The sequence below is a fragment of the Tenacibaculum sp. 190524A05c genome, assembly GCF_964036595.1.
GTDB classification, from domain to species: Bacteria; Bacteroidota; Bacteroidia; order Flavobacteriales; family Flavobacteriaceae; genus Polaribacter; species Polaribacter platacis.
Genome location: NZ_OZ038523.1, coordinates 4,038,909 through 4,059,618, shown reverse-complemented (window position 1 = coordinate 4,059,618; position 20,710 = coordinate 4,038,909). Strand labels below are relative to the sequence as shown.

General features: G+C 31.4%; 22 protein-coding genes. 8 read left to right on the top strand and 14 right to left on the bottom strand.

The features are described 5' to 3' along the window. Window positions 1-2 precede the first annotated feature (2 nt). Entirely contained in the window at window positions 3-737 is a 735-nt protein-coding gene (locus tag ABNT61_RS18290; protein ID WP_348744291.1) for a biotin--[acetyl-CoA-carboxylase] ligase, read from the bottom strand. A gap of 84 nt (window positions 738-821) precedes the next feature. On the opposite strand from ABNT61_RS18290, the gene rsfS reads away from it, so the two are divergent. From rsfS to ABNT61_RS18260, 6 genes are all read left to right on the top strand, one after another. Then, a complete protein-coding gene (gene rsfS / locus ABNT61_RS18285; protein WP_348713622.1) occupies window positions 822-1,190 on the top strand; it encodes a ribosome silencing factor in 369 nt (122 codons plus the stop codon). Window positions 1,191-1,221: 31 nt separating this feature from the next. After that, entirely contained in the window at window positions 1,222-3,174 is a 1,953-nt protein-coding gene (ftsH, locus tag ABNT61_RS18280) for an ATP-dependent zinc metalloprotease FtsH (protein WP_348713621.1), read from the top strand. Between the two features lie 6 nt (window positions 3,175-3,180). Continuing rightward, the gene (locus ABNT61_RS18275) at window positions 3,181-3,774 is read left to right on the top strand and encodes an LUD domain-containing protein (protein WP_348744290.1); all 594 of its coding nucleotides are present in this window, start codon (window positions 3,181-3,183) and stop codon (window positions 3,772-3,774) included. 2 nt (window positions 3,775-3,776) lie between these two features. Further along, window positions 3,777-4,574, top strand: a complete 798-nt coding sequence (locus ABNT61_RS18270) for a phosphatidate cytidylyltransferase (protein ID WP_348744289.1) — start codon at window positions 3,777-3,779, stop codon at window positions 4,572-4,574. 2 nt (window positions 4,575-4,576) lie between these two features. Continuing rightward, a complete protein-coding gene (locus ABNT61_RS18265) occupies window positions 4,577-4,837 on the top strand; it encodes an acyl-CoA-binding protein (protein WP_348713618.1) in 261 nt (86 codons plus the stop codon). A gap of 75 nt (window positions 4,838-4,912) precedes the next feature. After that, window positions 4,913-5,554 carry a YceI family protein gene (locus tag ABNT61_RS18260; RefSeq protein ID WP_348713617.1) on the top strand — a complete coding sequence of 214 codons (642 nt, stop codon included), beginning with the start codon at window positions 4,913-4,915 and terminating at the stop codon, window positions 5,552-5,554. A 67-nt stretch (window positions 5,555-5,621) separates the two neighbouring features. Here the strand turns inward: ABNT61_RS18260 and ABNT61_RS18255 are convergent, their stop codons facing one another. The 5 genes from ABNT61_RS18255 to ABNT61_RS18235 all read right to left on the bottom strand — a co-directional run bounded on the left by ABNT61_RS18255 (window position 5,622) and on the right by ABNT61_RS18235 (window position 10,398). After that, window positions 5,622-7,169, bottom strand: coding sequence for a peptide MFS transporter (locus tag ABNT61_RS18255; protein ID WP_348744288.1), 1,548 nt, complete (start codon window positions 7,167-7,169; stop codon window positions 5,622-5,624). Window positions 7,170-7,275: 106 nt separating this feature from the next. Next, the gene (locus ABNT61_RS18250) at window positions 7,276-8,382 is read right to left on the bottom strand and encodes a hypothetical protein (protein ID WP_348744287.1); all 1,107 of its coding nucleotides are present in this window, start codon (window positions 8,380-8,382) and stop codon (window positions 7,276-7,278) included. Beyond that, a complete protein-coding gene (locus tag ABNT61_RS18245) occupies window positions 8,382-9,464 on the bottom strand; it encodes an amidohydrolase family protein (protein ID WP_348744286.1) in 1,083 nt (360 codons plus the stop codon). Before ABNT61_RS18245 ends, ABNT61_RS18250 begins: the two co-directional genes overlap by 1 nt. Next, entirely contained in the window at window positions 9,464-9,871 is a 408-nt protein-coding gene (locus ABNT61_RS18240; protein ID WP_348744285.1) for a PaaI family thioesterase, read from the bottom strand. Before ABNT61_RS18240 ends, ABNT61_RS18245 begins: the two co-directional genes overlap by 1 nt. Continuing rightward, entirely contained in the window at window positions 9,871-10,398 is a 528-nt protein-coding gene (locus tag ABNT61_RS18235) for a 3-hydroxyanthranilate 3,4-dioxygenase (protein WP_348744284.1), read from the bottom strand. Before ABNT61_RS18235 ends, ABNT61_RS18240 begins: the two co-directional genes overlap by 1 nt. 185 nt (window positions 10,399-10,583) lie before the next feature. Between ABNT61_RS18235 and ABNT61_RS18230 the strand changes: the two genes are divergently transcribed. After that, window positions 10,584-11,351, top strand: coding sequence for a hypothetical protein (locus ABNT61_RS18230; RefSeq protein ID WP_348744283.1), 768 nt, complete (start codon window positions 10,584-10,586; stop codon window positions 11,349-11,351). Between the two features lie 89 nt (window positions 11,352-11,440). Here ABNT61_RS18230 and ABNT61_RS18225 read toward each other — a convergent pair whose 3' ends face one another. The 8 genes from ABNT61_RS18225 to kynU form a co-directional block, all read right to left on the bottom strand. After that, on the bottom strand, window positions 11,441-12,217 hold the full coding sequence (locus ABNT61_RS18225; RefSeq protein ID WP_348744282.1) for an SDR family oxidoreductase: 777 nt from the start codon (window positions 12,215-12,217) through the stop codon (window positions 11,441-11,443). Beyond that, the gene (locus ABNT61_RS18220) at window positions 12,217-12,732 is read right to left on the bottom strand and encodes a PsbP-related protein (RefSeq protein WP_348744281.1); all 516 of its coding nucleotides are present in this window, start codon (window positions 12,730-12,732) and stop codon (window positions 12,217-12,219) included. The genes ABNT61_RS18225 and ABNT61_RS18220 overlap by 1 nt, the downstream gene beginning before the upstream one ends. Window positions 12,733-12,740: 8 nt before the next feature. Beyond that, window positions 12,741-14,183, bottom strand: coding sequence for an aldehyde dehydrogenase (locus tag ABNT61_RS18215; protein ID WP_348744280.1), 1,443 nt, complete (start codon window positions 14,181-14,183; stop codon window positions 12,741-12,743). Window positions 14,184-14,255: 72 nt separating this feature from the next. Beyond that, the gene (locus ABNT61_RS18210; RefSeq protein WP_348744279.1) at window positions 14,256-14,660 is read right to left on the bottom strand and encodes a RidA family protein; all 405 of its coding nucleotides are present in this window, start codon (window positions 14,658-14,660) and stop codon (window positions 14,256-14,258) included. Beyond that, the gene (locus ABNT61_RS18205) at window positions 14,660-15,187 is read right to left on the bottom strand and encodes a DUF1697 domain-containing protein (protein WP_348744278.1); all 528 of its coding nucleotides are present in this window, start codon (window positions 15,185-15,187) and stop codon (window positions 14,660-14,662) included. Before ABNT61_RS18205 ends, ABNT61_RS18210 begins: the two co-directional genes overlap by 1 nt. Further along, a complete protein-coding gene (locus tag ABNT61_RS18200; protein WP_348744277.1) occupies window positions 15,187-16,599 on the bottom strand; it encodes an NAD(P)/FAD-dependent oxidoreductase in 1,413 nt (470 codons plus the stop codon). Before ABNT61_RS18200 ends, ABNT61_RS18205 begins: the two co-directional genes overlap by 1 nt. Then, complete coding sequence (locus ABNT61_RS18195; RefSeq protein ID WP_348744276.1) at window positions 16,592-17,794, bottom strand: S41 family peptidase; 1,203 nt, start codon at window positions 17,792-17,794, stop codon at window positions 16,592-16,594. The genes ABNT61_RS18200 and ABNT61_RS18195 overlap by 8 nt, the downstream gene beginning before the upstream one ends. After that, complete coding sequence (gene kynU / locus ABNT61_RS18190) at window positions 17,795-19,057, bottom strand: kynureninase (RefSeq protein WP_348744275.1); 1,263 nt, start codon at window positions 19,055-19,057, stop codon at window positions 17,795-17,797. Between the two features lie 186 nt (window positions 19,058-19,243). Here kynU and ABNT61_RS18185 point away from each other — a divergent pair, with 186 nt between their 5' ends. Next, window positions 19,244-20,668: a hypothetical protein gene (locus ABNT61_RS18185; RefSeq protein ID WP_348744274.1), complete on the top strand. Its 1,425-nt coding sequence runs from the start codon at window positions 19,244-19,246 to the stop codon at window positions 20,666-20,668. The last annotated feature ends 42 nt before the right edge of the window (window positions 20,669-20,710 follow it).

Here is a 20,710-nt window from a genome sequence, read left to right as displayed (position 1 = left end):
TTTTAAGCAAATGAAACTTCTTTGAGAGCAAACTCTTGAATTGTTTCATCACTTAACTCAATTTGAAGTTTTCCATTATTGGTATTTACACCAATAATTTTACCCATAAACAAAACATTCTTAGTGTCTTTAAACATACTTGGAATGTTTTTTTTATACAATACATTTAAATATTTTTCTTCTAACTCCTGAAATCTTTCTTTTTTAAGAAGGTTCAAATTAAATTTAAGAGCTTCCAAAAACTGATTTAATACATTGTCTAAATCAAACTCTTTACCTAAAATCATTTTTAAGGAAGAAGCATCCGGAAGAAATTCTGGAAAACTACTTTGATTAACATTCAATCCAATACCAATTATTGAAGCGTTAATGTTTGATCCTTTCAATACATTTTCAATTAAAATACCGCAAATCTTCTTTTTCTCTGACATAATGTCGTTTGGCCATTTTACTGCCAATTTAGGTACATTTAATTTATCTAATAATTCAAACATCGAGATAGCAACAGCAAAATTCAAAAAAGTTTGATTTTGAATATTCAAATTGGTAAATTGTGCATATACACTGAACATTAGATTTTTACTGGGTTCTGAGACCCAAATAGTATTCATTTGACCTCTTCCAGAAGTTTGCTTTTCTGCAACTACAACAGTAAAGTCATTTAGCTTAGAATCTACTGACAAATCCTTTAAAAAAGAATTTGTTGAATCAGTGGCATTGAGTTTGATTATTTGCATATAGATTTATTATTGTAACTCGTTTTAATAATACATAAATTACTCGCAAAAAAATAATAACTTTGCTAAAACTAAAAATTTTTAATGACAAAAAAACAAGCAAGTACAGACGAATTAATCGCTACTATAATTAAGGGGATAGATGATGTAAAAGGAGAAAATATTCAACTTTTAGACTTGAGGGAAATTGATAATACCGTATGTGATTATTTTGTAATTTGCACAGGAAACTCAAATACACAAGTTAACGCTATATCGGGTTCGGTTCATAAAGTAGTCAGTAAAGAACTAAAAGACAAACCTTTTAATGTTGAAGGTCAAGGAAACTCTGAGTGGGTTTTAATGGATTATGTGAATGTTGTTGTTCATATTTTCCAAAAACACGTTAGAGATTATTACGACATTGAAAGTCTTTGGGGAGATGCTAAGATTACCGAAATAAGCCCAGCGTAGTCCTTATAATCCTTAAACTCTCCAAATTCTTATGAGCGAAAAGAAAAAAAACAACCCTAAGTTTACACTAAATTCTTATTGGATTTATATACCACTGATATTGTTTTTCTTAGCTATGGGACTTTTTAATCAAGGTAACCCAAATGCTAAAGAAATTACAAGCAATGATTTTAATGAAATGTTGATTGAAAACGACATTGAAAAAATCATGATTTATAACAAATCTATTGCTGAAATTTACATCAAAAAAGATGTACTTAAAGAGAAGGATAGATATACAAAAAACAAAAAAGACAATTTACTTTTCAGTAAATCGAGTAATGTTTTTGAATATAATGTTGGTGATTTACAAAACTTTGAGAATCAATTAAAAGAAGCTAAACAGAAATATGGTTTAAGCTTATTTTATAAACACAAACAAAGAACTAGTTTATTAGATACAATTTTTAGCGCTTTACCTTTCATCTTACTGATTGCTATTTGGTTATTCTTTATGAGAAGAATGTCGGGAGCTGGAGGTGGTTCTGGTGGTGGCGGACAAATTTTCAATATTGGAAAATCTCGTGCGAAACTATTTGATGAAAACACTAAAGTAAAAACTACATTTAAAAATGTAGCCGGTTTAGAAGGTGCTAAAGAAGAAGTACAAGAGATTGTTGACTTCCTTAAAAATCCTGAAAAGTACACTAAATTAGGAGGAAAAATCCCAAAAGGAGCCTTATTAGTAGGACCTCCTGGAACAGGTAAAACTTTATTAGCTAAAGCTGTTGCAGGTGAAGCTGGAGTACCATTCTTCTCTTTATCCGGTTCTGACTTTGTTGAAATGTTTGTTGGTGTGGGTGCGTCTCGTGTAAGAGATTTATTCAAGCAAGCAAAACAAAAATCACCATCGATTATTTTTATTGATGAGATTGATGCTATTGGTCGTGCTCGTGGAAAAAACAGTATGACAGGAGGTAATGATGAGCGCGAAAACACTTTAAATCAGTTACTAACTGAAATGGATGGATTCGGTACAGAATCTAACGTTATTGTATTAGCTGCAACCAACCGTGCAGAGATTTTAGATAAGGCATTAATGCGTGCAGGTAGATTTGATAGACAAATTTATGTTGATCTACCAGATTTACACGAAAGAAGAGAAATTTTCGAAGTTCATATTAAGCCATTAAAATTAGCTGATGATGTGAATTTAGAATTCTTAGCACAACAAACCCCTGGTTTCTCTGGAGCTGATATTGCTAACCTATGTAATGAAGCTGCTTTAATCGCTGCAAGAAATAATAAATCAGCAATTCACCACCAAGATTTCATGGATGCTGTTGATAGAATCGTTGGTGGACTAGAGAAAAAAAACAAAGTAATTACTCCTAAAGAAAAGAAAGTAATTGCTTATCATGAAGCTGGACATGCAACTGTAAGCTGGATGCTTAAATATGCGGCACCATTAGTAAAAGTTACTATTGTACCAAGAGGACAATCATTAGGTGCAGCATGGTATTTACCAGAAGAAAGAAAGATTGTTCAAACAGAACAAATGCTGGATGAAATGTGTGCAACTATGGGCGGTAGAGCTGCCGAAAAGTTAATTTTCAACAAAATCTCTACTGGAGCTTTAAGCGATCTAGAAAAGGTTACAAAACAAGCTCGTGCCATGGTTACTGTTTATGGTTTAAATGAAGAAGTTGGTAATGTTACTTATTATGACTCTTCTGGAAACGATTCATTCGTGAAACCATATAGTGAAGAAACAGCAAAGGTTATTGATGAAGAAATTTCTAAAATCATTGAAGGTCAATATGCAAGAGCAATCGAGATCTTAGATCAACACAGAGATAAGCTTGATGTTTTAGCTCAGAAACTTCTTGAAAAAGAGGTGATCTTTAAAGATGACTTGATAGAGATTTTTGGAAAGAGACCTTTTGAAGAACAAAACACACTTCCTAATCCGGAAGATACAAGTAAAAACGAAGACCTTTTATAGCTTTTAATGAATTTTTTAAGAAAGTTATTTAGCTCATATAAAGAATCAGGTAAGGATAATTATATCAAGAAACAACCGGTAAAATTATCCTTGGATGATTCTTTTGTGCATCATTTTATAAATAAAGGAGGTAAATTCCTTTATTGCACCAAAATAGAAGAAGTAATACATAATCTTCAAAGTATTTCTAAGGAAAATAAATGGGATACTTTGTCGTGCAACGATGTGGATTTATTGAAACTTACTAAGAAAATTGATATTTCAATAGATAAAACATTAAAAAATAATAATCCAATTTTTGTTTCTTGCGAACATTTAATCGCAAACTCTGGGGAAATATTATTCTCTTCAAATCAAATCGGAAGTCATAAACTGGCTTCTTTATCTGACAATTTTATTGTTTACGCTACCACAAGTCAGCTTGTAAAAAATATAAGCGAAGGTCTTACTGGTATCAAAACAAACTTCAGAGGAAATATTCCAACTAACATTAGTTCGGTTAAGAACTATTCTATAACAGATAACGTAGCAGATGACTTTTTGAATTATGGTAATAGTAATTCAAAAAACTTATACTTGTTACTATTTGAAGATTTATAAACATGAACAATTTTTCAACTAGAATTATTTCAGCAATAGTTTATGCAATAGTTTTTATATCAGCAATTGTTTATTCACAAGATACTTATATCGGACTGATTACATTCTTCGGAGCAGTCTGTTTATGGGAGTTTTCTAAAATTATAAAAATTCAAAATGCAATTTTACCGGTTGTTTCTATGGTTGGTTTAATAGTGTTGAATTATTTAAAAATTTTAGATAGTGATAAAATTATATACTTATTGCTCTTTTGCCTAGTACATTCAGTTTACTTAATAATTGATTTATACAAGAAAAATTATTATGAAAGAAATCACTTATTGAAATCTTTCACCACAATCAGTTACTTAGTTCTACCATTCCTTTTTCTTGCGTTTTTACCATTTTTAAATGGCGATTATCAACCTAAAATAATTATTTGTGTTATTTTAATTATTTGGACTAATGATAGCTTCGCTTATATAGTCGGTAAGAACTTTGGAAGAACTAAATTATTTGAACGTATATCTCCAAAGAAAACAATCGAAGGATTTATCGGTGGTTTTTTGTTTTCTGTTTTTGCTGGATTTTTAATCGGTCGATATTCAGAGATTTTAACCATTCAAAACTGGCTAATAATTGCAATTATTACTTCTGTTCTTGGAACTTATGGAGATTTAGTGGAAAGTAAGTTTAAACGACAAGCAAATGTAAAAGACAGTGGAACCATTATGCCAGGCCATGGTGGACTTTTAGATCGTTTAGATAGCTTGTTTTTCCTTGCTCCCTTTGTATATTTGTATATACATTACTTAATGTAGGAATGGTTTCTAATTTAGACATACAATTTAATGAGGCGATACAAAAAGCATCTTCAACAAAACAAAAGTTAGCTCCTGATGTTTTGTTAAGGCTTTACGCGTATTATAAGCAAGCTACTAGAGGAGATAATTTCTCTTTCAACATGAGTGAAGATGATTTAAAAAATGCTTTTAAATTTAATGCTTGGGCACAATTGAAAGGTATGAATGAAGAAGAAGCAAAGAAAAACTACATTGAATTGGTAAATTCAATATTAAAATAAAGTATAATTATAAAAAAAGATTACTTCGAATGGTAATCTGTAGTAAATTTCTGATCAATCTTTAAATCAATTATAATGAACAAATTTTTAACGATTTTATTAGCTTTTATATTTAGTAGTACTCTACTTACTTCTTGTAAAACAGAAGAGAAAAAAGATACTCCAAAAGAAGAAACTAAAGAAGTAGTAAAAACAGAACCAACTGCACCTTACTCTTTAAAAAATGCAGATAACAGCATTAATTTTACAGCCTATAAAACAACTGCGAAAGTTCCTGTAAATGGTACTTTTAAAAAGATTGAAATTACTAAAGGTGGTGAAGGAAATAGTGTTAAAGAAGCAATGAATGGTGCTGAATTTAATATTCCAATTAGTAGTTTAGAAACTAAAGATAACGGAAGAAATTTAAAAATTAGAAAGTTCTTCTTTAGTGTAATGGAAAATACAGTTTCACTTACAGGTAAATTAAACATCGAAACTGACAGTACTGGTATTGCTGACTTTACAATGAATGGTGTTACAGAAAAACTTCCATTTAAATATTCAATTGACGGTAAAACTTTTACCATGAGTTCTACTATGGATATCGAGAAATGGAATGCTAAAAGTGCAATAGAATCTTTAAATAAAGTTTGTAAAGATTTACATACAGGAGAAGACGGCGTTTCTAAAACTTGGAGTGAAGTTGCAATTAATGCAAGTTCTACTTTCAAATAATAGAACAGACTAACATAAAAAAAGCCTCAAGTGATTGAGGCTTTTTTGTTTTATATATATTTTTAACTTACTTCACTCCGTTCATTAATCGTTTTATAGGATTTGAAAACACAATTACCAATATTCCAATAGTTGCTGTCATTACACCAAAATTTGCATATACAGAAACATAGGAATACAATTGTTGTAATTGCTCTCCACTCTTAATAACATTTTCAGCTGATAACCCTGAAATTATACTGGTAATTTCTCCAAAGAAGCCTTCCGAAAAAGCACCTAATCCTTTTGTTGAAACTGATGTGAATTTCGCAATCTTACCTGCAAAAAAATGTCCGTAAAAGTTAGCACAAAACCACACCCCCATAATAAAGGCAATATACTTCTCTGGTGATAATTCTGTCATTTTAGATAAGCCAATAGGCGATAAGAAAAGTTCGCCTATTGTGTATATGAATGTTCCAAATATTAAATAAAACATTGGAGTCTTAGCAAACTCATCAGTATGTTGAGCGGATAATCCAAAAATGACGAATCCTAATCCTAAAAAGAAAATTCCTAACCCAAATTTTATAACTGAATTTGGATTTCTGTTTACCTTGCTTAAAAATGTCCATAGCATTGAAAATGGAATAGCCAGCAAAATGATAAACCCAGAATTAATACTATTGGTTTGAGCAGCATTTAATCCAATTAGATTCACACTCCTATCAGCGAACAATGTTAATGAACTTCCAGCTTGTTCAAAAATTGCTGAAAACAATGTGTACAATGCCGTGAAATAAATCGCTACCACTAACCTTTGTCGTTCTTCTTTTTTGATCTGGTTAAAAATATAAACGAGGTAAATTGTTAAAAAAGAAGTAATAACCCAAACTAAATAATGTTCAAACTGATGAAAACGAACAATAAGTGCAAAAACTGGAACAGCTAAGAACGCTGCAATAACAATTAGGTTTCCGTTTGTGATTCCCCATTTTTTTTGTCTGAATCTAATTTCGTCAGGAACAGATCCGTGTTCTTCAAATACATCTTTTTGTAATCCGTTTTTAAAAACTAACAACCCCAATAACATTCCTACACCCGCTAAAACAAATCCATAATGCCAACCATATACTTCCGCTAACCATGCACACAATAATGGTGCTATTGCTCCACCGATATTAATCCCCATATAGAAAATAGTAAATCCAGAATCTCTTCTATGGTCTCCTTCACTATATAGTTTTCCTACTAAAGAAGATATATTTGGCTTAAAAAAGCCATTTCCAATAATTATAAAGCCCAATGAACTATAAAAGAATACAAGATGTTCAAACGTCAAGAAAAAGTGACCTAAAGCCATTAATACGCCACCTAATACAATTGCCTTTCTAAATCCAAGAATTTTATCGCCTAACATACCTCCTAAAAGAGGAGTTACATAAACCAAAGACATGTATGCTGCATAAATTCCAAAGGACATTTCATCTGAAAACAGTAATTGCTTGGTCATGTATAAAACCAATAAAGCTCGCATTCCGTAAAAGGAAAACCGTTCCCATAATTCTGCAAAAAATAAATATAATAATCCTCTTGGGTGACCGAACACATCGGTGGTTGCTGAAAATGTTTTCATAATTCAAAAAGTTTCAGCGAATCTAATTTTCAACTAAAACTATTTGAACACTTGTAGTAATTTGTAATAAAAAATAAGGTTTGTGAGTTTTTGTGAGTTTGTTTTTTCAGAAATCTCTCTTGAATTCCGCCAATAATGCTTCATCAATACTAATATGTTCTGGTAATATTCGTAATCGATATTTACTTTCTCCAATAAAAGTTATCAGATCCTTCCTCTCCAGTTTATTTTCATCTTCTAACTCTAAAATTGAATTAATATTATCTATAATCCTTGTAAGATAAGTCTGACTTTTTATTTCTCCTCCAGAATTGACAATGATACTTTGTTCTAAGGCATCTTTAAATTTTCTTCTTATGGCAAACAAAAGTAAATTCTTGTATTGAGTTGTTTTTGATCCAAAATCTATTTTCTCATTATAAATTCCTTTTGATGGAATTGTCAATTTTAAAAGAGACCAATCCAAAAAGTGGATTTTCATTTCATTTGGTTTAGGCGTGTTCGCTAATTGAATAACCCAACTTGTCGCTAAAACAAGAAATACTGAAACTAAAGAGGTTTTAGCAACTATTCGTACCAATTGATTTATAAAATCTGTTCCCATATAGATAAATAAATCAGATAGTTGTGAAATAAACAATAAGAAAATAGCACTGACTGCAATAAAAGCTACTAATTTCAGTCCTCGTTGCATGAATGTTTTAAAGAAAGATACTCCCATTAACAAACATAAAAATGTTGTTAGAAGTACGTCAGGAATAGCTATTAATTTAATTCCATTTACGGTTTTATCTCCAACTAAAAACGTAGCTGCAATGGTAAGTACTGCTGTTAAAATAATAACACCGCTTATGAGGCGAACATTTTTCTCATTTCGATATATAAACTTGGGAGCTTCGTTAACGTAATATAAAGCTAGTAACCAAAAAAGATTGTTTAAAGTAGATACCAAATTAATAGTTACTTGGTACCATAATGTTTTTTCAACTTGGAAATGATTTACGGTGTAGGCTATAATTCCAGAGAGCACCCAAACTAACATTCCAAATGCCAAATACAGTAATCCTTTGTCCACTCTTTTAAATACAACACCTTCCTCTAAAACAGTTTTAAATCGTTTTTGAATGTTGTAATAGATCGCAAATAACAACATTGCTCCTATAAAAGAAATGAATATATGAGACAGGTTATGAAATTGCGTGAGTTGGTTCATTAAGTCAATATCTTGTTAACTAATTCCTCCTTCTTCTTATTATCATTTCCAAAAAGCCATTGCAGTACATTATCTTCCCACATTTGATCTTTCTGTTGATCAGTAATAATTTCTCTATTAATTGCTAAATCCAATATTTTTCCTGGATACGAAGATTGTTTATCGCTTTCCATTTCACCTAATGGATATGGATCATCCAAACCAATTAGAATTTGATCTGTACCTTGATTTTTTATTAATAACTCTAATGAACCTGTATCATGAACGAGAGTATCGAAAAATATATTCTTATGTCCTACTGCTTTTCTTGGGTGAATTTTATCTTCAAATAAATCTGGTCTTCCATCGAATCCTTGAATTCGTCTTCCTAAATTCATTTGAGCTAATTGTCCGCCATGAGCAAAACATATTCTCATATTCGGATACTTCTCATAATATCCGTTTAAGGTTAAAAAATGATATGCATCTGCACATTGCGCCAACATCCATATCAAATGGAATCTCCAACTTGTATTCTCAAGCTTAATAAACTTTTCACCATCATATGGATGTACCTCTACTGCTAAATTATACTTATCTGCAAGTTCAAAAATTGGTTCATTTTCTTCATCAAAAATACAACGCCACGTTCCAATTGTATCCATATAATGTGTAGGAAGACATAATAAATTCATTCCTAATTGCTCTACACAACGCTCTATTTCCCAGCATGCACCACGAACGAAACCTGGATGTACCACAAAACCACATGTAAATTTACTTGGGTGATCTTCTTGAATCCTAGCATTAAAATCATTCTGAAAACGCAAAGCTTGTTTCATTTCTTCTAAACGTAATCCATTTCCATAAAGTTGAGATAAATTCAAAACAACCGCATGATCTATTTCAAAATGATCCATCCATTCCAATTTCTCATTCAAAAAGAAACTTGAATCCGTAACTGGCCTTTTCCAGTTTTTTTGGAGCATAAATTTTTTGTCTTTATCCACCCAAAAAATCCCTTTATCTTTCATGAATTGAGGAATTTGTTCTGGATACGGAAGTAAATGTGAATGTCCGTTTATACGTAGTTTACGTTTCATTAATTTTTAGTTTTTAAGCAAATCATAGTTCCTTGTAACGTAGCAAAAATAGTTTCTTCTTTTTCATCAGTAACTTTAGCTTCGCAAAAAACTAAAGTCTTACCGGATTTTATTACCGTTCCGGTTGCAATAATAACATCCGAAATTGCTGGACGCATTAAATTTGTTTTAAATTCCACTGATAACACATCAGAATCTTTAGGCATTGTAGTTAATGCTGCATATCCACATGCAACATCCATTATACTTGTTAAAACACCAGCATGAAAAAAGCCATTTTGTTGGGTTAATCCAGAATGCTTTTCACAACGAATTTTAAGCAAGCCTGATTCTATGTGAATGATTTCAGCACCTAAAGTTTTCATAAATCCTTGCTTATCAAAACTTAATTTAGCTTCTTCAATCATTACTTTATTTTCTTAGGAGCATCCATTACGGTTCCGCAATTCGAGCAAGTACATTTCTCCTTGTCTGAATAGTATTTATCGAAAATTTTCGGCATATCAGTTTCAATATCGTCCAAAGCAAACTCTTCTCTATACAATGGAGTTCCACAATTTTCACAATACCACTCCAATGCATCTAACATTCCTTCGGAACGTGGATATTCAATAACTAAACCAACCGTATTCTCTTTTCTTTGTGGAGAGTGTGGAACCTTAGCTGGCAACAAATAAATATCTCCTTCATTTATCTCTACATCTACCATTTCTCCTTTATCATCTATAATTTTTAAAACCATATCGCCTTCTACTTGATAGAAAAACTCCGGAGTTTCATTATAATGATAATCCTTTCTACTATTCGGTCCACCAACAACCATCACTATATATTCACCATTATCCCAAACTTGTTTATTTCCTACTGGTGGCTTCAATAAATGACGATGTTCGTCAATCCATTTTTTAAAATTTAAAGGTTGAACTAGATTCATATGTAAGTTTTAATGAGTTATAAATTTAAGTAAAGTGAAAAGAAATAGCCATTGTAAACTTAAATAAATTTAAAAATTCTAGTTATTCACATAAGAATCTTGACTTTACAAGAATTACCCATTCTTAGGTATTTGATTTGGCTTTTTTGTTCCTGAGCTTTGTTTCTGTCATAAAACTACATCATATGAAGTACTTAAAACTTTTCTTATTTACAGTCCTAACAGTTCTAGTTTCATGTTCTAGTGAAGACTCTAATTCTGTTACTTTTAATTTTACTTATACTTTTAGTCCAAATTCTGCAAATGACTCTGAGTCTACCTCATCAGTTTTAGTTTACGATCAAGATGGAAATGATATAGGAGGGTCTGATTTAGCTTTTCTCACGGGTATAAAATCTGGTGAAACGAAAAGTGTTGATGTAACTGTTGATAAAGGAGGAATATTACAATTTTCAGGTTTCACGAAAGATGGATTTAAGAGAGTGTTTACAGACAAAGAAGTGAAAAACGGTGATGCCGTTTCTTGGAATTCTGCAAATAATAAGGCCTTTGTAACGGGAGATGGATCTGGGGATGGAAATACCGATGACAGCTGCAAAAATTGGGTTGAATATAATACAGAATGTCTAAGCTCTGTACCCGATGGAACTGGTTCTTCAAAACCAGGATTGAGATCAAGAGTATGTAGAATTTCTGAAACCGCTACAGAAATTACCGTAAGAACAGAAATAGAGGCGATAAATGGAGGAATTGATAATATTGACTTTTACAAAGGATTGAAAATATTTTACGGAGATGGAAGCACAGCAACTATATCTAAAGAACAATTTAACCAACAAGGAGTTATTATTAAGGAATATACAGCATTCAAAATATCTATTAACAATGAAGGTAAAGACTGGGATGACTTACCATCTAGTCCTTATTTAGTTGTTTGGTGTGAAAATAACTAAGGTATTCCACTACTTACCTTTAACCAAAAACACCAGAGTAAAATTTAAATTTTCTACTCTGGTGTTTTTAATTTTTTATAAGTCTAGTCTTATAAAGACTTTGTTCTACCTCCATCAACAGGAACATTAATCCCGTTTATAAAACTTGCTCTTTCACTTGCTAAAAACACAACTGCATTAGCAACCTCTTCTGGCTTTGCAAATCTCTTTGCTGGAGCAGCATTTTTCATTGTATTAATTACTTCGTCTACAGACTTACCTGTTTTGTTAGCTTTATTATTTATAATTTCATTTAATCTTTCTGTAGAAGTAGCGCCAGGCAACACATTGTTCACTGTAATTCCAAACTGACCTAATTCATTTGCCATTGTTTTAGACCAATTCGCAACTGCACCTCTAATTGTATTCGATACACCTAGTCCATCTAAGGGTTGTTTCACGGATGTCGAAATTACATTTATTACTCTTCCGTAACCTTGTTCTTTCATAAAAGGAACAACGGCTTGAGTTAACACATGATTACATTTTAAATGCATAGTAAAAGCACGTTCGAACTCGCTTAATTCCGCATTAAAAACTGGACCTCCTGCCGGCCCACCAGTATTGTTAATAAGAATATGATAGTTATTTTTAGATGCTTCAATTTTATTTTTCAAATCTTCTGGATTTGTAAAATCAGCAACTATATAACTATGGTTTTGGTTATTATTGGGTAATTCACTTAGAACTGCCTTTAACTTTTCCTCATTTCTTGCTACCAAAGTAACATTTACGCCTTCTTCAGCTAAACCAATAGCAGTGGCTTTTCCAATTCCTTGAGTACTTCCACAAACCAATGCATTTTTATTTTCTAGATCTAAATTCATTATTTATTTGGTTTAAACACAAAACTATTTAAAACGGTGTCTGCTGCTCTTTTATAATCCTCAAAAGATTTTTTTAAAGCGGTAAAAGTTAATATATAGATTTGATTTCCTTTTTTATAGAAATGCTGCTTAACTTTCAAATAAGCTGATGACACATTTACTGAATATACAAGTACATGTCTTTTCTTAATCTTGTCGTACATATTTTCAGAAACTATTGACCCTTTCATCATATTTCTTAGTTGTGATTCTGTCAACTCAATATACTCTTCAAGAGACATATCTTTCTCCTTAAGATCCTGAATAACAAGTGTAATATTTTCTCTAAACGGATCTGTTTTTTGTTCTTTGGTTTTAAGAATAAATTCTACACTTGGATTTTCAGATAATTCAAATGACCAACTCTTTGGGTATTCTATGAAATATTTTTCTGTATTATGTACTTGGATATCTTTCTTCTGACCAAAACTAACGATTGACAAAAACAACAGTAGTACTGATAATCTAATTTTCATAAATTCAACTATTTATATTGTATACATATATTTTTAGGTTCTGTAAAAAAACGTAAAGCTTCGAAACCTCCTTCTCTACCGACACCGCTTGCTTTTGTTCCTCCAAATGGAGTTCTTAAATCTCGCATTAACCAGGTGTTTACCCAAACTATTCCTGCTTGTAATTCTTGGCTCATTTGCATGGTTCTATTTAAGTTATTTGTCCATAAGGTGGCTGATAACCCATAAGAAACATCATTGGCCAAAGTTAGTGCTTCCTCTTGAGTTTTGAAAGACATTATTGTTACTACTGGTCCAAAGATTTCTTCTTGGTTTAATTTACACTTATTACTATCAACTTCAATAATCGTTGGTTGTAAATAATATCCATTCTCTGCTCCGTTTACACTAACTCTTTCTCCACCAAATAAAATCTCACCACCCTCCTGCTCTGCAATATCAATATATGATTTTACTTTTTCAAGATGTTGTTTAGAAACTAATGCTCCAACATTCGTTTCTGAATCAAAAGGAATGCCAACTTTTAATTCACTTACTTTTTTGACAAAATCCTCTTTGAATTTCCCATATATAGACTCTTCTACAAAAATCCTGCTTCCACAAAGACATATTTGACCTTGATTGGCAAAAGACGATTTTATAGTAGTGGATAGCATTTTGTCATAATCACAATCTGCAAAAATTATATTAGGATTTTTACCTCCAAGCTCTAAAGATAATTTCTTAAACATCGGAGCTGCTGTTCTTGCAATATGAGCTCCTGTATTAGTTCCTCCTGTAAATGAAATTGCTTTAATTTTTGGATGAGCTATAATAGCTTGGCCCGCTGAATTTCCTAACCCATGAACAATGTTTAAAACACCTTTAGGTAAACCCGCTTCATTACAAATTTCTCCAAGTAAAAATGCAGTCATTGGAGTAACTTCACTAGGTTTTGCTACAACACAATTACCTGCAGCTATGGCTGGAGCAATTTTCCAAGTAAATAAGTATAACGGTAAATTCCATGGAGAAATACATCCTACAACTCCAATGGGCTGACGTAAAGTTAAATTTATAGCATTAAAACCAACACTTTCATGTGCTTCAGAGGCAAATTGCGTGATAGCATTTGCAAAGAATTGAAAGTTTGAAGAAGCTCTTGGAATATCAACAGCTTTTGCTAATGATAATGGCTTTCCGTTATCTTTTGATTCTGCTTCGGCTAAAACTTCTAGTTTCTCTTTAATCAATTGGGCAATCTTAGATAAAATATTACTCCTTTCATCTAATGTTGTTTTTGACCAATTTGGAAAAGCTTCATTTGCCGCTTGATATGCTTTTTCAATATCTTCTTCTGTAGAATTCGGAATTTTTCCATATACCTCACCAATCGATGGATTATAATTATCAATCCATTGATTTTTAATTGGGTTTACGAATTCTCCGTTGATGTAGTTTTTAATGTTCATTTCATTTGTAGATATGAGAACCTAGAGAAAAGAACAAAGACACCTTTGTCTTGTCTCTTGAATCTTACTTCTCTATTCTTGTTTTTTATAGGCAGTAACTTTGATCTCAACAACCAAATCAGGATGTGGTAATTGATGAACGGCCACTGTTGTTCTTGTTGGTCCGGTTTCTTTTTCAAAAAACTCACCATACGCCTTATTATATCCAGCAAAATCATTCATGTTCACCAAAAATGTTGTTACATCTACAACATCTTTTAAACTCGCTCCAACAGTTTGAAGATTACGATCAATGTTTTTTAACACCTCTCTTGTTTGAATTTCAATATCCAACTTTTTAGTATTCATTTCATCAATTAACTCAACTCCAGCAATAGTATTATCTGGTCTTCTTGAGCTAGTTCCTGAAACAAAAATAAAATCGCCGACAACTTTTACATGAGGATACGCCCCTCTTGGTGTTACTTTTTTCTCCATTAGTTAAGTTCTTTTGAAAGTTCCCACAACTTTAGTGTCGTTTTTAAATTACGAGTTGTTGCGTTAACCTTTAATTTTTTCTCTATTGTATTGTTTGTTAATTTGGTCTTACCAAAACCAGAAGGACAATACAAATAAACAATATCATTACTTATTTGATATTTATCCTCATTTATTCCTTTTACTTCGATTTCATTTTGAGAAACATGAGAATCTAAAAAACTAAAAGCTACTATTTTATCATTTTCGGTAGAAAAGGGATAATTATCAATAGTTTTTTTCCATTCTTCAGGAGTTCTAATTATAACAGGAATTTCGAAATTAAATTCAGTTTTTATTTCATTATGAATCTTATTGATAACTTCTTCTTTGGATTCATTCGATTGTAAAAGAATATTTCCACTTTGTATATAAGTGGAAACGTTAGAATAGTTTAATTTTTCCAAAACTATTCTGAAATCTTTCATAGGTAATTTATTCTTACCTGAAACATTAACTCCTCTAAGTAAAACAATATATGTGTTCATTACTTTAACCCTGCAACTCTATCTTCTTCTAAAATATCATTTGTTTCTTCCTGAACTTTTTCAAGTATGTTTTTCAACTCTTCAAATGTCATATTTTCAGAAGTAGAAACAGCTTCATCTGCAATTAAGTTAAGTAAAGCTTTATCTTGTGCTCTACCTCTTTTTAAAGCTTCATTATATCCAATATTCTCATTAAAAGTTACTAATGAATACTTAGAAAAATATTCTGTTGGGAAGTTTTTCTCTAAATCCATTTCTATTTTTCTCTTTTGCTTGAATAATGGGTTTGCCACATGATCTCTCATTTCATAATAATTATCAATTGCAAGATCTGCAATGGCGTCAGTATCTTTTTTTCTAGTTTTCTGGTAGGTTTTGAAAACAGTTTCCCAATTACTATCAACCTCATCTAAAATAGCATCAAAAACACCAACATCTTCAAATGAAGCATTCATCCCTTGTCCATAAAATGGTACAATAGCATGAGCAGCATCTCCTATTAATAAGGTTTTATTTTCATAAACCCAAGGAGAACATTTTACAGTTCCTAAAGGACCAGTTGGATTATTAAAAAACTCATCTTTTATATTTGGAATTAGCGCTAAAGCATCTGGGAATTGAGTTTCGAAAAACTCTGTTACTTTTTCTTCTGTAGTCAAGTTTTCGAAGTTATACTCTCCATCCTCGTAACTTAAGAATAAAGTAACTGTAAAACTACCATCTAAATTTGGTAGAGCAATTAGCATATACTTTCCTCTTGGCCAAATATGTAAATGGTCTTTACTAATTAAATGACTTCCATTTTCACTAGCTGGAATTTCTAATTCCTTATATCCATGAGTTAAGTATTCTTGACTATAACTAAATAAAAACTTACGCTCTAAATAATAACTTTTTCTAAGAATAGAACCTGCTCCATCCGCACCAAAAATAACATCAGCATCTACAGAAAACTCTTCTTGAGTTTCATAACTTTTAAAATAAGCAATAGTTTTTTCAATATCAATAGATAAACATTTACTGTTGAAATGAATTTTCACATTTTCAAGTTTCTCTGCTTCATCCAATAAGAGAGAATTCAAATCTTGACGAGAAATAGAATTAATATACTCACCTTCTCTACCAGAATAATTTGAATTAAATGTATTTCCTTCAATGTCGTGAATTAATCTACCGTACATTGGAATACAAATTTCACGAGCTTTTTCTTCAACACCTGCTAAACGTAATGCTTTAAAACCTCTATCTGATAAGGCAAGATTTATGGAACGACCTGCAGAGATATCAACTTTTCTCAAGTCTGGTCGACTTTCATAAACTTCAACTTGAAACCCACGTTGAGCTAATCGTAATGCCAATAAACTTCCACATAATCCAGCTCCTACAATTACTATTTTATCTTGTTTATTCATTTAATAATTCTCGTACTTTTTTATACGTTTCTATACTTGTGTTTGTTTTAATCTCAGGAATGAAATCCTCTCTTGGAATTCCTTTACTACTGTATAATTTTTCAAAAGGGAAACAAATGCTTAGTTTAGTTTCAGGTAAAACTTCGCATCGAATTGCTCCTAATAATTTTGCCATTTCCGTTCCTACAACCTTAGCAGATGAAATTGAGCTAAATCCTTGAGCAATTGCTTCACCTACGCTTCCTGTCCATCTTCCCACTAAAACATAAACTGGTTTTGTATATGGTTTACTTAAAGGACTTAATAATTCAATATACTTTCGCTTTATTCCATATTGCCTTTCATCATAAACCAATTCATGGATTTGATATGGCATTGTTTCAGTTATAAATTTACCCATTATTGCTTTAGCAACTGTAGTATTTCCTCCCGAATGTGTATCTCTTAAATCAATGATAATTGATTTCGTATCACTAAACTCATCTACTTTTTGTATAAATTTAGTAATTAAACCACTCTCCATTAAGGTATTATTGATTTTTATATATCCGATATTTCCATCAATAACTTCACTGTAAAGTAATCCTGAGTTTTGTTTAATTCTCGTTGCTTTTTGTAATTCGAAAGTAGATTTACTTCCTTTATAACTTAAAGTTACTTTTCTCGGTTCGTTATGTCTTCCTGCAAAAAGTAAATTAGCGATATAACTTCTTATTTCATTATTTATACTTTTAACTGTTGCCGGTAAGTTTTTTTGAACTAAATCTTCAATTTTCTTATCATTTATACTAATAAGTTTACTTCCAATTTTAATACCCGAATCTATAATTCGATACCCTGACCGAAGATCAGAAATAATATATTTCCCTTTTTTATATACTATCCAAGCATCAGTATCATTTGGTATTAATCTAAAAGAAAAAGAAACGTTTCTATTTAATCCCACATGAGAATCATATAATTCATATTTAATAAGTTCTATTAGATATGTAAACTCCCAATCCTTTGTAATTTTTTTCGCTCGAGGTTCATACAATTCTTTAACCTTTTGCCAGTCCGTTTCTTTTTTATCAAAATAAGCATATTCTTTATTCATCATTTCCCAGAACACATGAAAATCTCTCTCATATTTACTTTGAGAAAAACTGGCTAAAGTGAATGTTGAAATTATTAGTAAAAGAATACGTTTTCCCATTTATAGAAGTGTTTTTAATATTGAAACCATTCGAAACACATCTTCAAAACTATTATACATTGGCACAGGTGCACAACGGATTACATCTGGCTCTCTCCAATCAGTAATGATATTACTTTCCGTAAGTTTCTTGTGTAAACTTTTGTCTGCATTTTTAACTTGAATAGACAATTGACATCCTCTTTCTTTAGGATTAGAAGGTGTAATAATTTTTATTCTATCCGTATCAATTTCATTAATTAGATATTCGAAATATCCAGTTAATCTTTCTGACTTATTTCTCAGAGCTTCCATTCCTACTTTATCAAATAAATCTAATGAAGAACGAATTGCAGCCATGGATAAAATCGGTGGATTCGATAACTGCCAACCTTCTGCTCCCGGCATAACATCAAATGGTTGACGCATATTAAATCGAGTATCTTTATTATGATTCCACCAACCCGCAAAACGCGGTAAATCTTTATTATGAGCATGTTTTTCGTGTACGAATAAACCTGATAAACTTCCAGGACCAGAGTTTAAATATTTATAGGTACACCAAGCAGCAAAATCAACTCCACTTTCATGAAGATCTGGATTGATATTTCCCGCTCCATGAGCTAAATCAATTCCAACAACACAGTCTTTTGCGTGTCCGATTTCGGCAATTCGTTTAAGATCTAAATATTGTCCTGTATAGTAATTTACTCCACCAATTAATAGCAGTGCAATTTCATCACCGTTTTCCTCAACAATTTGCTCTAAATCTTTAATATTTAATAATTCTTCACCTTCTCTTGGTTTCCATTCTATCAATCCTTTGTTTGGATCAATTCCATGAAACTTTAATTGAGATTGTACTGCATATCTATCTGAAGGGAAAGCATCACTTTCTATTACTATTTTGTATTTCTTTTGGGTAGGTTGGTAAAACGAAACCATCAACAAATGAAGATTGGTAGTTAGAGTATTCATTACTACAACTTCTAATGGTTTTGCTCCTACAATTTTGGCCATTTTATCGGTTAAAAACTCATGATATGGCATCCAAGGATTTTTAGCTTCAAAGTGTCCTTCCACTCCATACTTTGCCCAATCGTCAAGTTCTTGTTGAATGTATTTTTGAGTTTGTTTATGTTGTAATCCTAATGAGTTTCCTGTAAAATATAACCAATCGTTACCGTTATTATCTTTAGGAATATGAAATTCATCACGTAAATATGCTAATGAATCTTCTTTATCTAGTTGTTTTGCGTAGTCTAACGAGTTTTCGTAGTTCATCAAAGAATGATTTTGACTCAAATATATAAAAAATAGCTTCCTCCATTTTGTTTCTTTTTGAATTTAGAACGAACACCTATACCCACTTTTAAAGCCTTTATACTTTTTATCATCACGCTTATGCTATTTACGTTAAAAAGTGTTAAATTTCAATATATTTTTAACCAACCAATTAAAAACTAACTCATGAAAACTAATCGATTAATTGCTATTCTGGCAATTGCTGCGGTTATTACCTCTTGTAATAACCATAAAAAGGATAAGCATTATCAACATGCTGACAACACGAAGGTAAACTACGGATATCCAGCAGATTCAACCTCTATAAACAAGTGGATTGCGGCAAATGATTTTAATGCTATGTACAAACATAGTTGGAACGTTTGGAAGCATTTAACAACACCAGTAACTGGAGGTGTTTTAAGATATCAAACATGGTCTAGCCCAAAACAAATCTTACATAAATTAAATAATCCTAGTGCTAATGCTGCACCAGAGATTGAATTTAACAAACCAAAGCAATTCGGGCATGCGAAAGCGAAGCAAAGTGATTTTGATGATACAAATATTGTAGAAGTAGTTGCTTATAATCCATCAGCAGAAAAGTTTGCGATAGATAATAAGATATTTTACATGTCTACATTAAAAGCAATGCAAACTGGAGAATACAGTCAGATTCCAGAATTTCCACATGATGCAATTACTGTTAAGCCAGTATATAAAATCATTACTCAAAATTCATTGAATGAAAATGGTATTTTCACAATGTCTGCATGGCACGGACCACAATATCAGGATCAAGGATATCCTGAAAAAGATTGGGTTTCTTGTATTCATGTTGATACTAAAAACAAAGGAAATAATGATAATGGAAGAATTGATTATGACTGTAGTAAAATAACAACAGAAAATACATATTTCGTAGATGATTTCATTAATTTCAGCATATCAAAACAACAATCTGATGAGTATAACCAAGAGATTATTTCAGGTTTAAAGTCTGATTTAAAGAACAAAAGTATTACTCAAGCAGAATATGATAATCAACTTAAACACCTAAAAACTTCAGAAGGAGATACTGCTATTCTAGTAGGAATGCATGTAGGAACTAAAGAAATTAAGCGTTGGGTATGGCAAACATTTTGGTGGTCTCCAAACCCTGATACTCCGTCTATCCCAAGTTCTGATGATATTGCTTCTGCAAGAAGCGGAATTGGTTTATCTAAACAAGCTAGACATTATGCAATGGACATTGCTTATTCTATGATTATTCCAGCTCAGCCATACGTTGGAGGTGTAAACGAAGGAGAATTAGTTATTGGATTTAATCCTTATTTAGAATCTGGTTTTGGTACTGATGTATTTGATGCTAAAACAAGTTATATTTATAACAACGGATCTAAAGTAAGTACAAACTTAGGAACAATGTCAAACTGTATGAGTTGTCATATGTCAGCTGCTGTAAACACAGCTGTAAGTGTAAATTCAAAAGTTTCTTCACCTCCTTATGTTGGTGATACGTATTTAAGTTATAGAGATTCTATTTTCCAAAAGAGATTAATGTTAGATTTTGCTTGGTCAATTCAAAGTAACATAGATACATTAAAATAATTCGAATTAGTTAACCAGACTTTTTTATATATTTTTTGTGAT

What these genes read in the sequence shown, in the direction of transcription:
- ABNT61_RS18235 (WP_348744284.1), bottom strand. Translation starts at nt 10,398, where the DNA reads ATGAATCTAGTTCAACCTTTAAATTTTAAAAAATGGATTGACGAACAT.
- ABNT61_RS18240 (WP_348744285.1), bottom strand. Translation starts at nt 9,871, where the DNA reads ATGATTGAAGAAGCTAAATTAAGTTTTGATAAGCAAGGATTTATGAAA.
- ABNT61_RS18215 (WP_348744280.1), bottom strand. Translation starts at nt 14,183, where the DNA reads ATGAACATTAAAAACTACATCAACGGAGAATTCGTAAACCCAATTAAA.
- ABNT61_RS18220 (WP_348744281.1), bottom strand. Translation starts at nt 12,732, where the DNA reads ATGAAAATTAGATTATCAGTACTACTGTTGTTTTTGTCAATCGTTAGT.
- ABNT61_RS18205 (WP_348744278.1), bottom strand. Translation starts at nt 15,187, where the DNA reads ATGAACACATATATTGTTTTACTTAGAGGAGTTAATGTTTCAGGTAAG.
- kynU (WP_348744275.1), bottom strand. Translation starts at nt 19,057, where the DNA reads ATGAACTACGAAAACTCGTTAGACTACGCAAAACAACTAGATAAAGAA.
- ABNT61_RS18290 (WP_348744291.1), bottom strand. Translation starts at nt 737, where the DNA reads ATGCAAATAATCAAACTCAATGCCACTGATTCAACAAATTCTTTTTTA.
- ABNT61_RS18255 (WP_348744288.1), bottom strand. Translation starts at nt 7,169, where the DNA reads ATGAAAACATTTTCAGCAACCACCGATGTGTTCGGTCACCCAAGAGGA.
- rsfS (WP_348713622.1), top strand. Translation starts at nt 822, where the DNA reads ATGACAAAAAAACAAGCAAGTACAGACGAATTAATCGCTACTATAATT.
- ABNT61_RS18270 (WP_348744289.1), top strand. Translation starts at nt 3,777, where the DNA reads ATGAACAATTTTTCAACTAGAATTATTTCAGCAATAGTTTATGCAATA.
- ABNT61_RS18185 (WP_348744274.1), top strand. Translation starts at nt 19,244, where the DNA reads ATGAAAACTAATCGATTAATTGCTATTCTGGCAATTGCTGCGGTTATT.
- ABNT61_RS18250 (WP_348744287.1), bottom strand. Translation starts at nt 8,382, where the DNA reads ATGAACCAACTCACGCAATTTCATAACCTGTCTCATATATTCATTTCT.
- ABNT61_RS18260 (WP_348713617.1), top strand. Translation starts at nt 4,913, where the DNA reads ATGAACAAATTTTTAACGATTTTATTAGCTTTTATATTTAGTAGTACT.
- ABNT61_RS18195 (WP_348744276.1), bottom strand. Translation starts at nt 17,794, where the DNA reads ATGGGAAAACGTATTCTTTTACTAATAATTTCAACATTCACTTTAGCC.
- ABNT61_RS18225 (WP_348744282.1), bottom strand. Translation starts at nt 12,217, where the DNA reads ATGAATTTAGATCTAGAAAATAAAAATGCATTGGTTTGTGGAAGTACT.
- ABNT61_RS18275 (WP_348744290.1), top strand. Translation starts at nt 3,181, where the DNA reads ATGAATTTTTTAAGAAAGTTATTTAGCTCATATAAAGAATCAGGTAAG.
- ABNT61_RS18210 (WP_348744279.1), bottom strand. Translation starts at nt 14,660, where the DNA reads ATGGAGAAAAAAGTAACACCAAGAGGGGCGTATCCTCATGTAAAAGTT.
- ftsH (WP_348713621.1), top strand. Translation starts at nt 1,222, where the DNA reads ATGAGCGAAAAGAAAAAAAACAACCCTAAGTTTACACTAAATTCTTAT.
- ABNT61_RS18265 (WP_348713618.1), top strand. Translation starts at nt 4,577, where the DNA reads ATGGTTTCTAATTTAGACATACAATTTAATGAGGCGATACAAAAAGCA.
- ABNT61_RS18245 (WP_348744286.1), bottom strand. Translation starts at nt 9,464, where the DNA reads ATGAAACGTAAACTACGTATAAACGGACATTCACATTTACTTCCGTAT.
- ABNT61_RS18200 (WP_348744277.1), bottom strand. Translation starts at nt 16,599, where the DNA reads ATGAATAAACAAGATAAAATAGTAATTGTAGGAGCTGGATTATGTGGA.
- ABNT61_RS18230 (WP_348744283.1), top strand. Translation starts at nt 10,584, where the DNA reads ATGAAGTACTTAAAACTTTTCTTATTTACAGTCCTAACAGTTCTAGTT.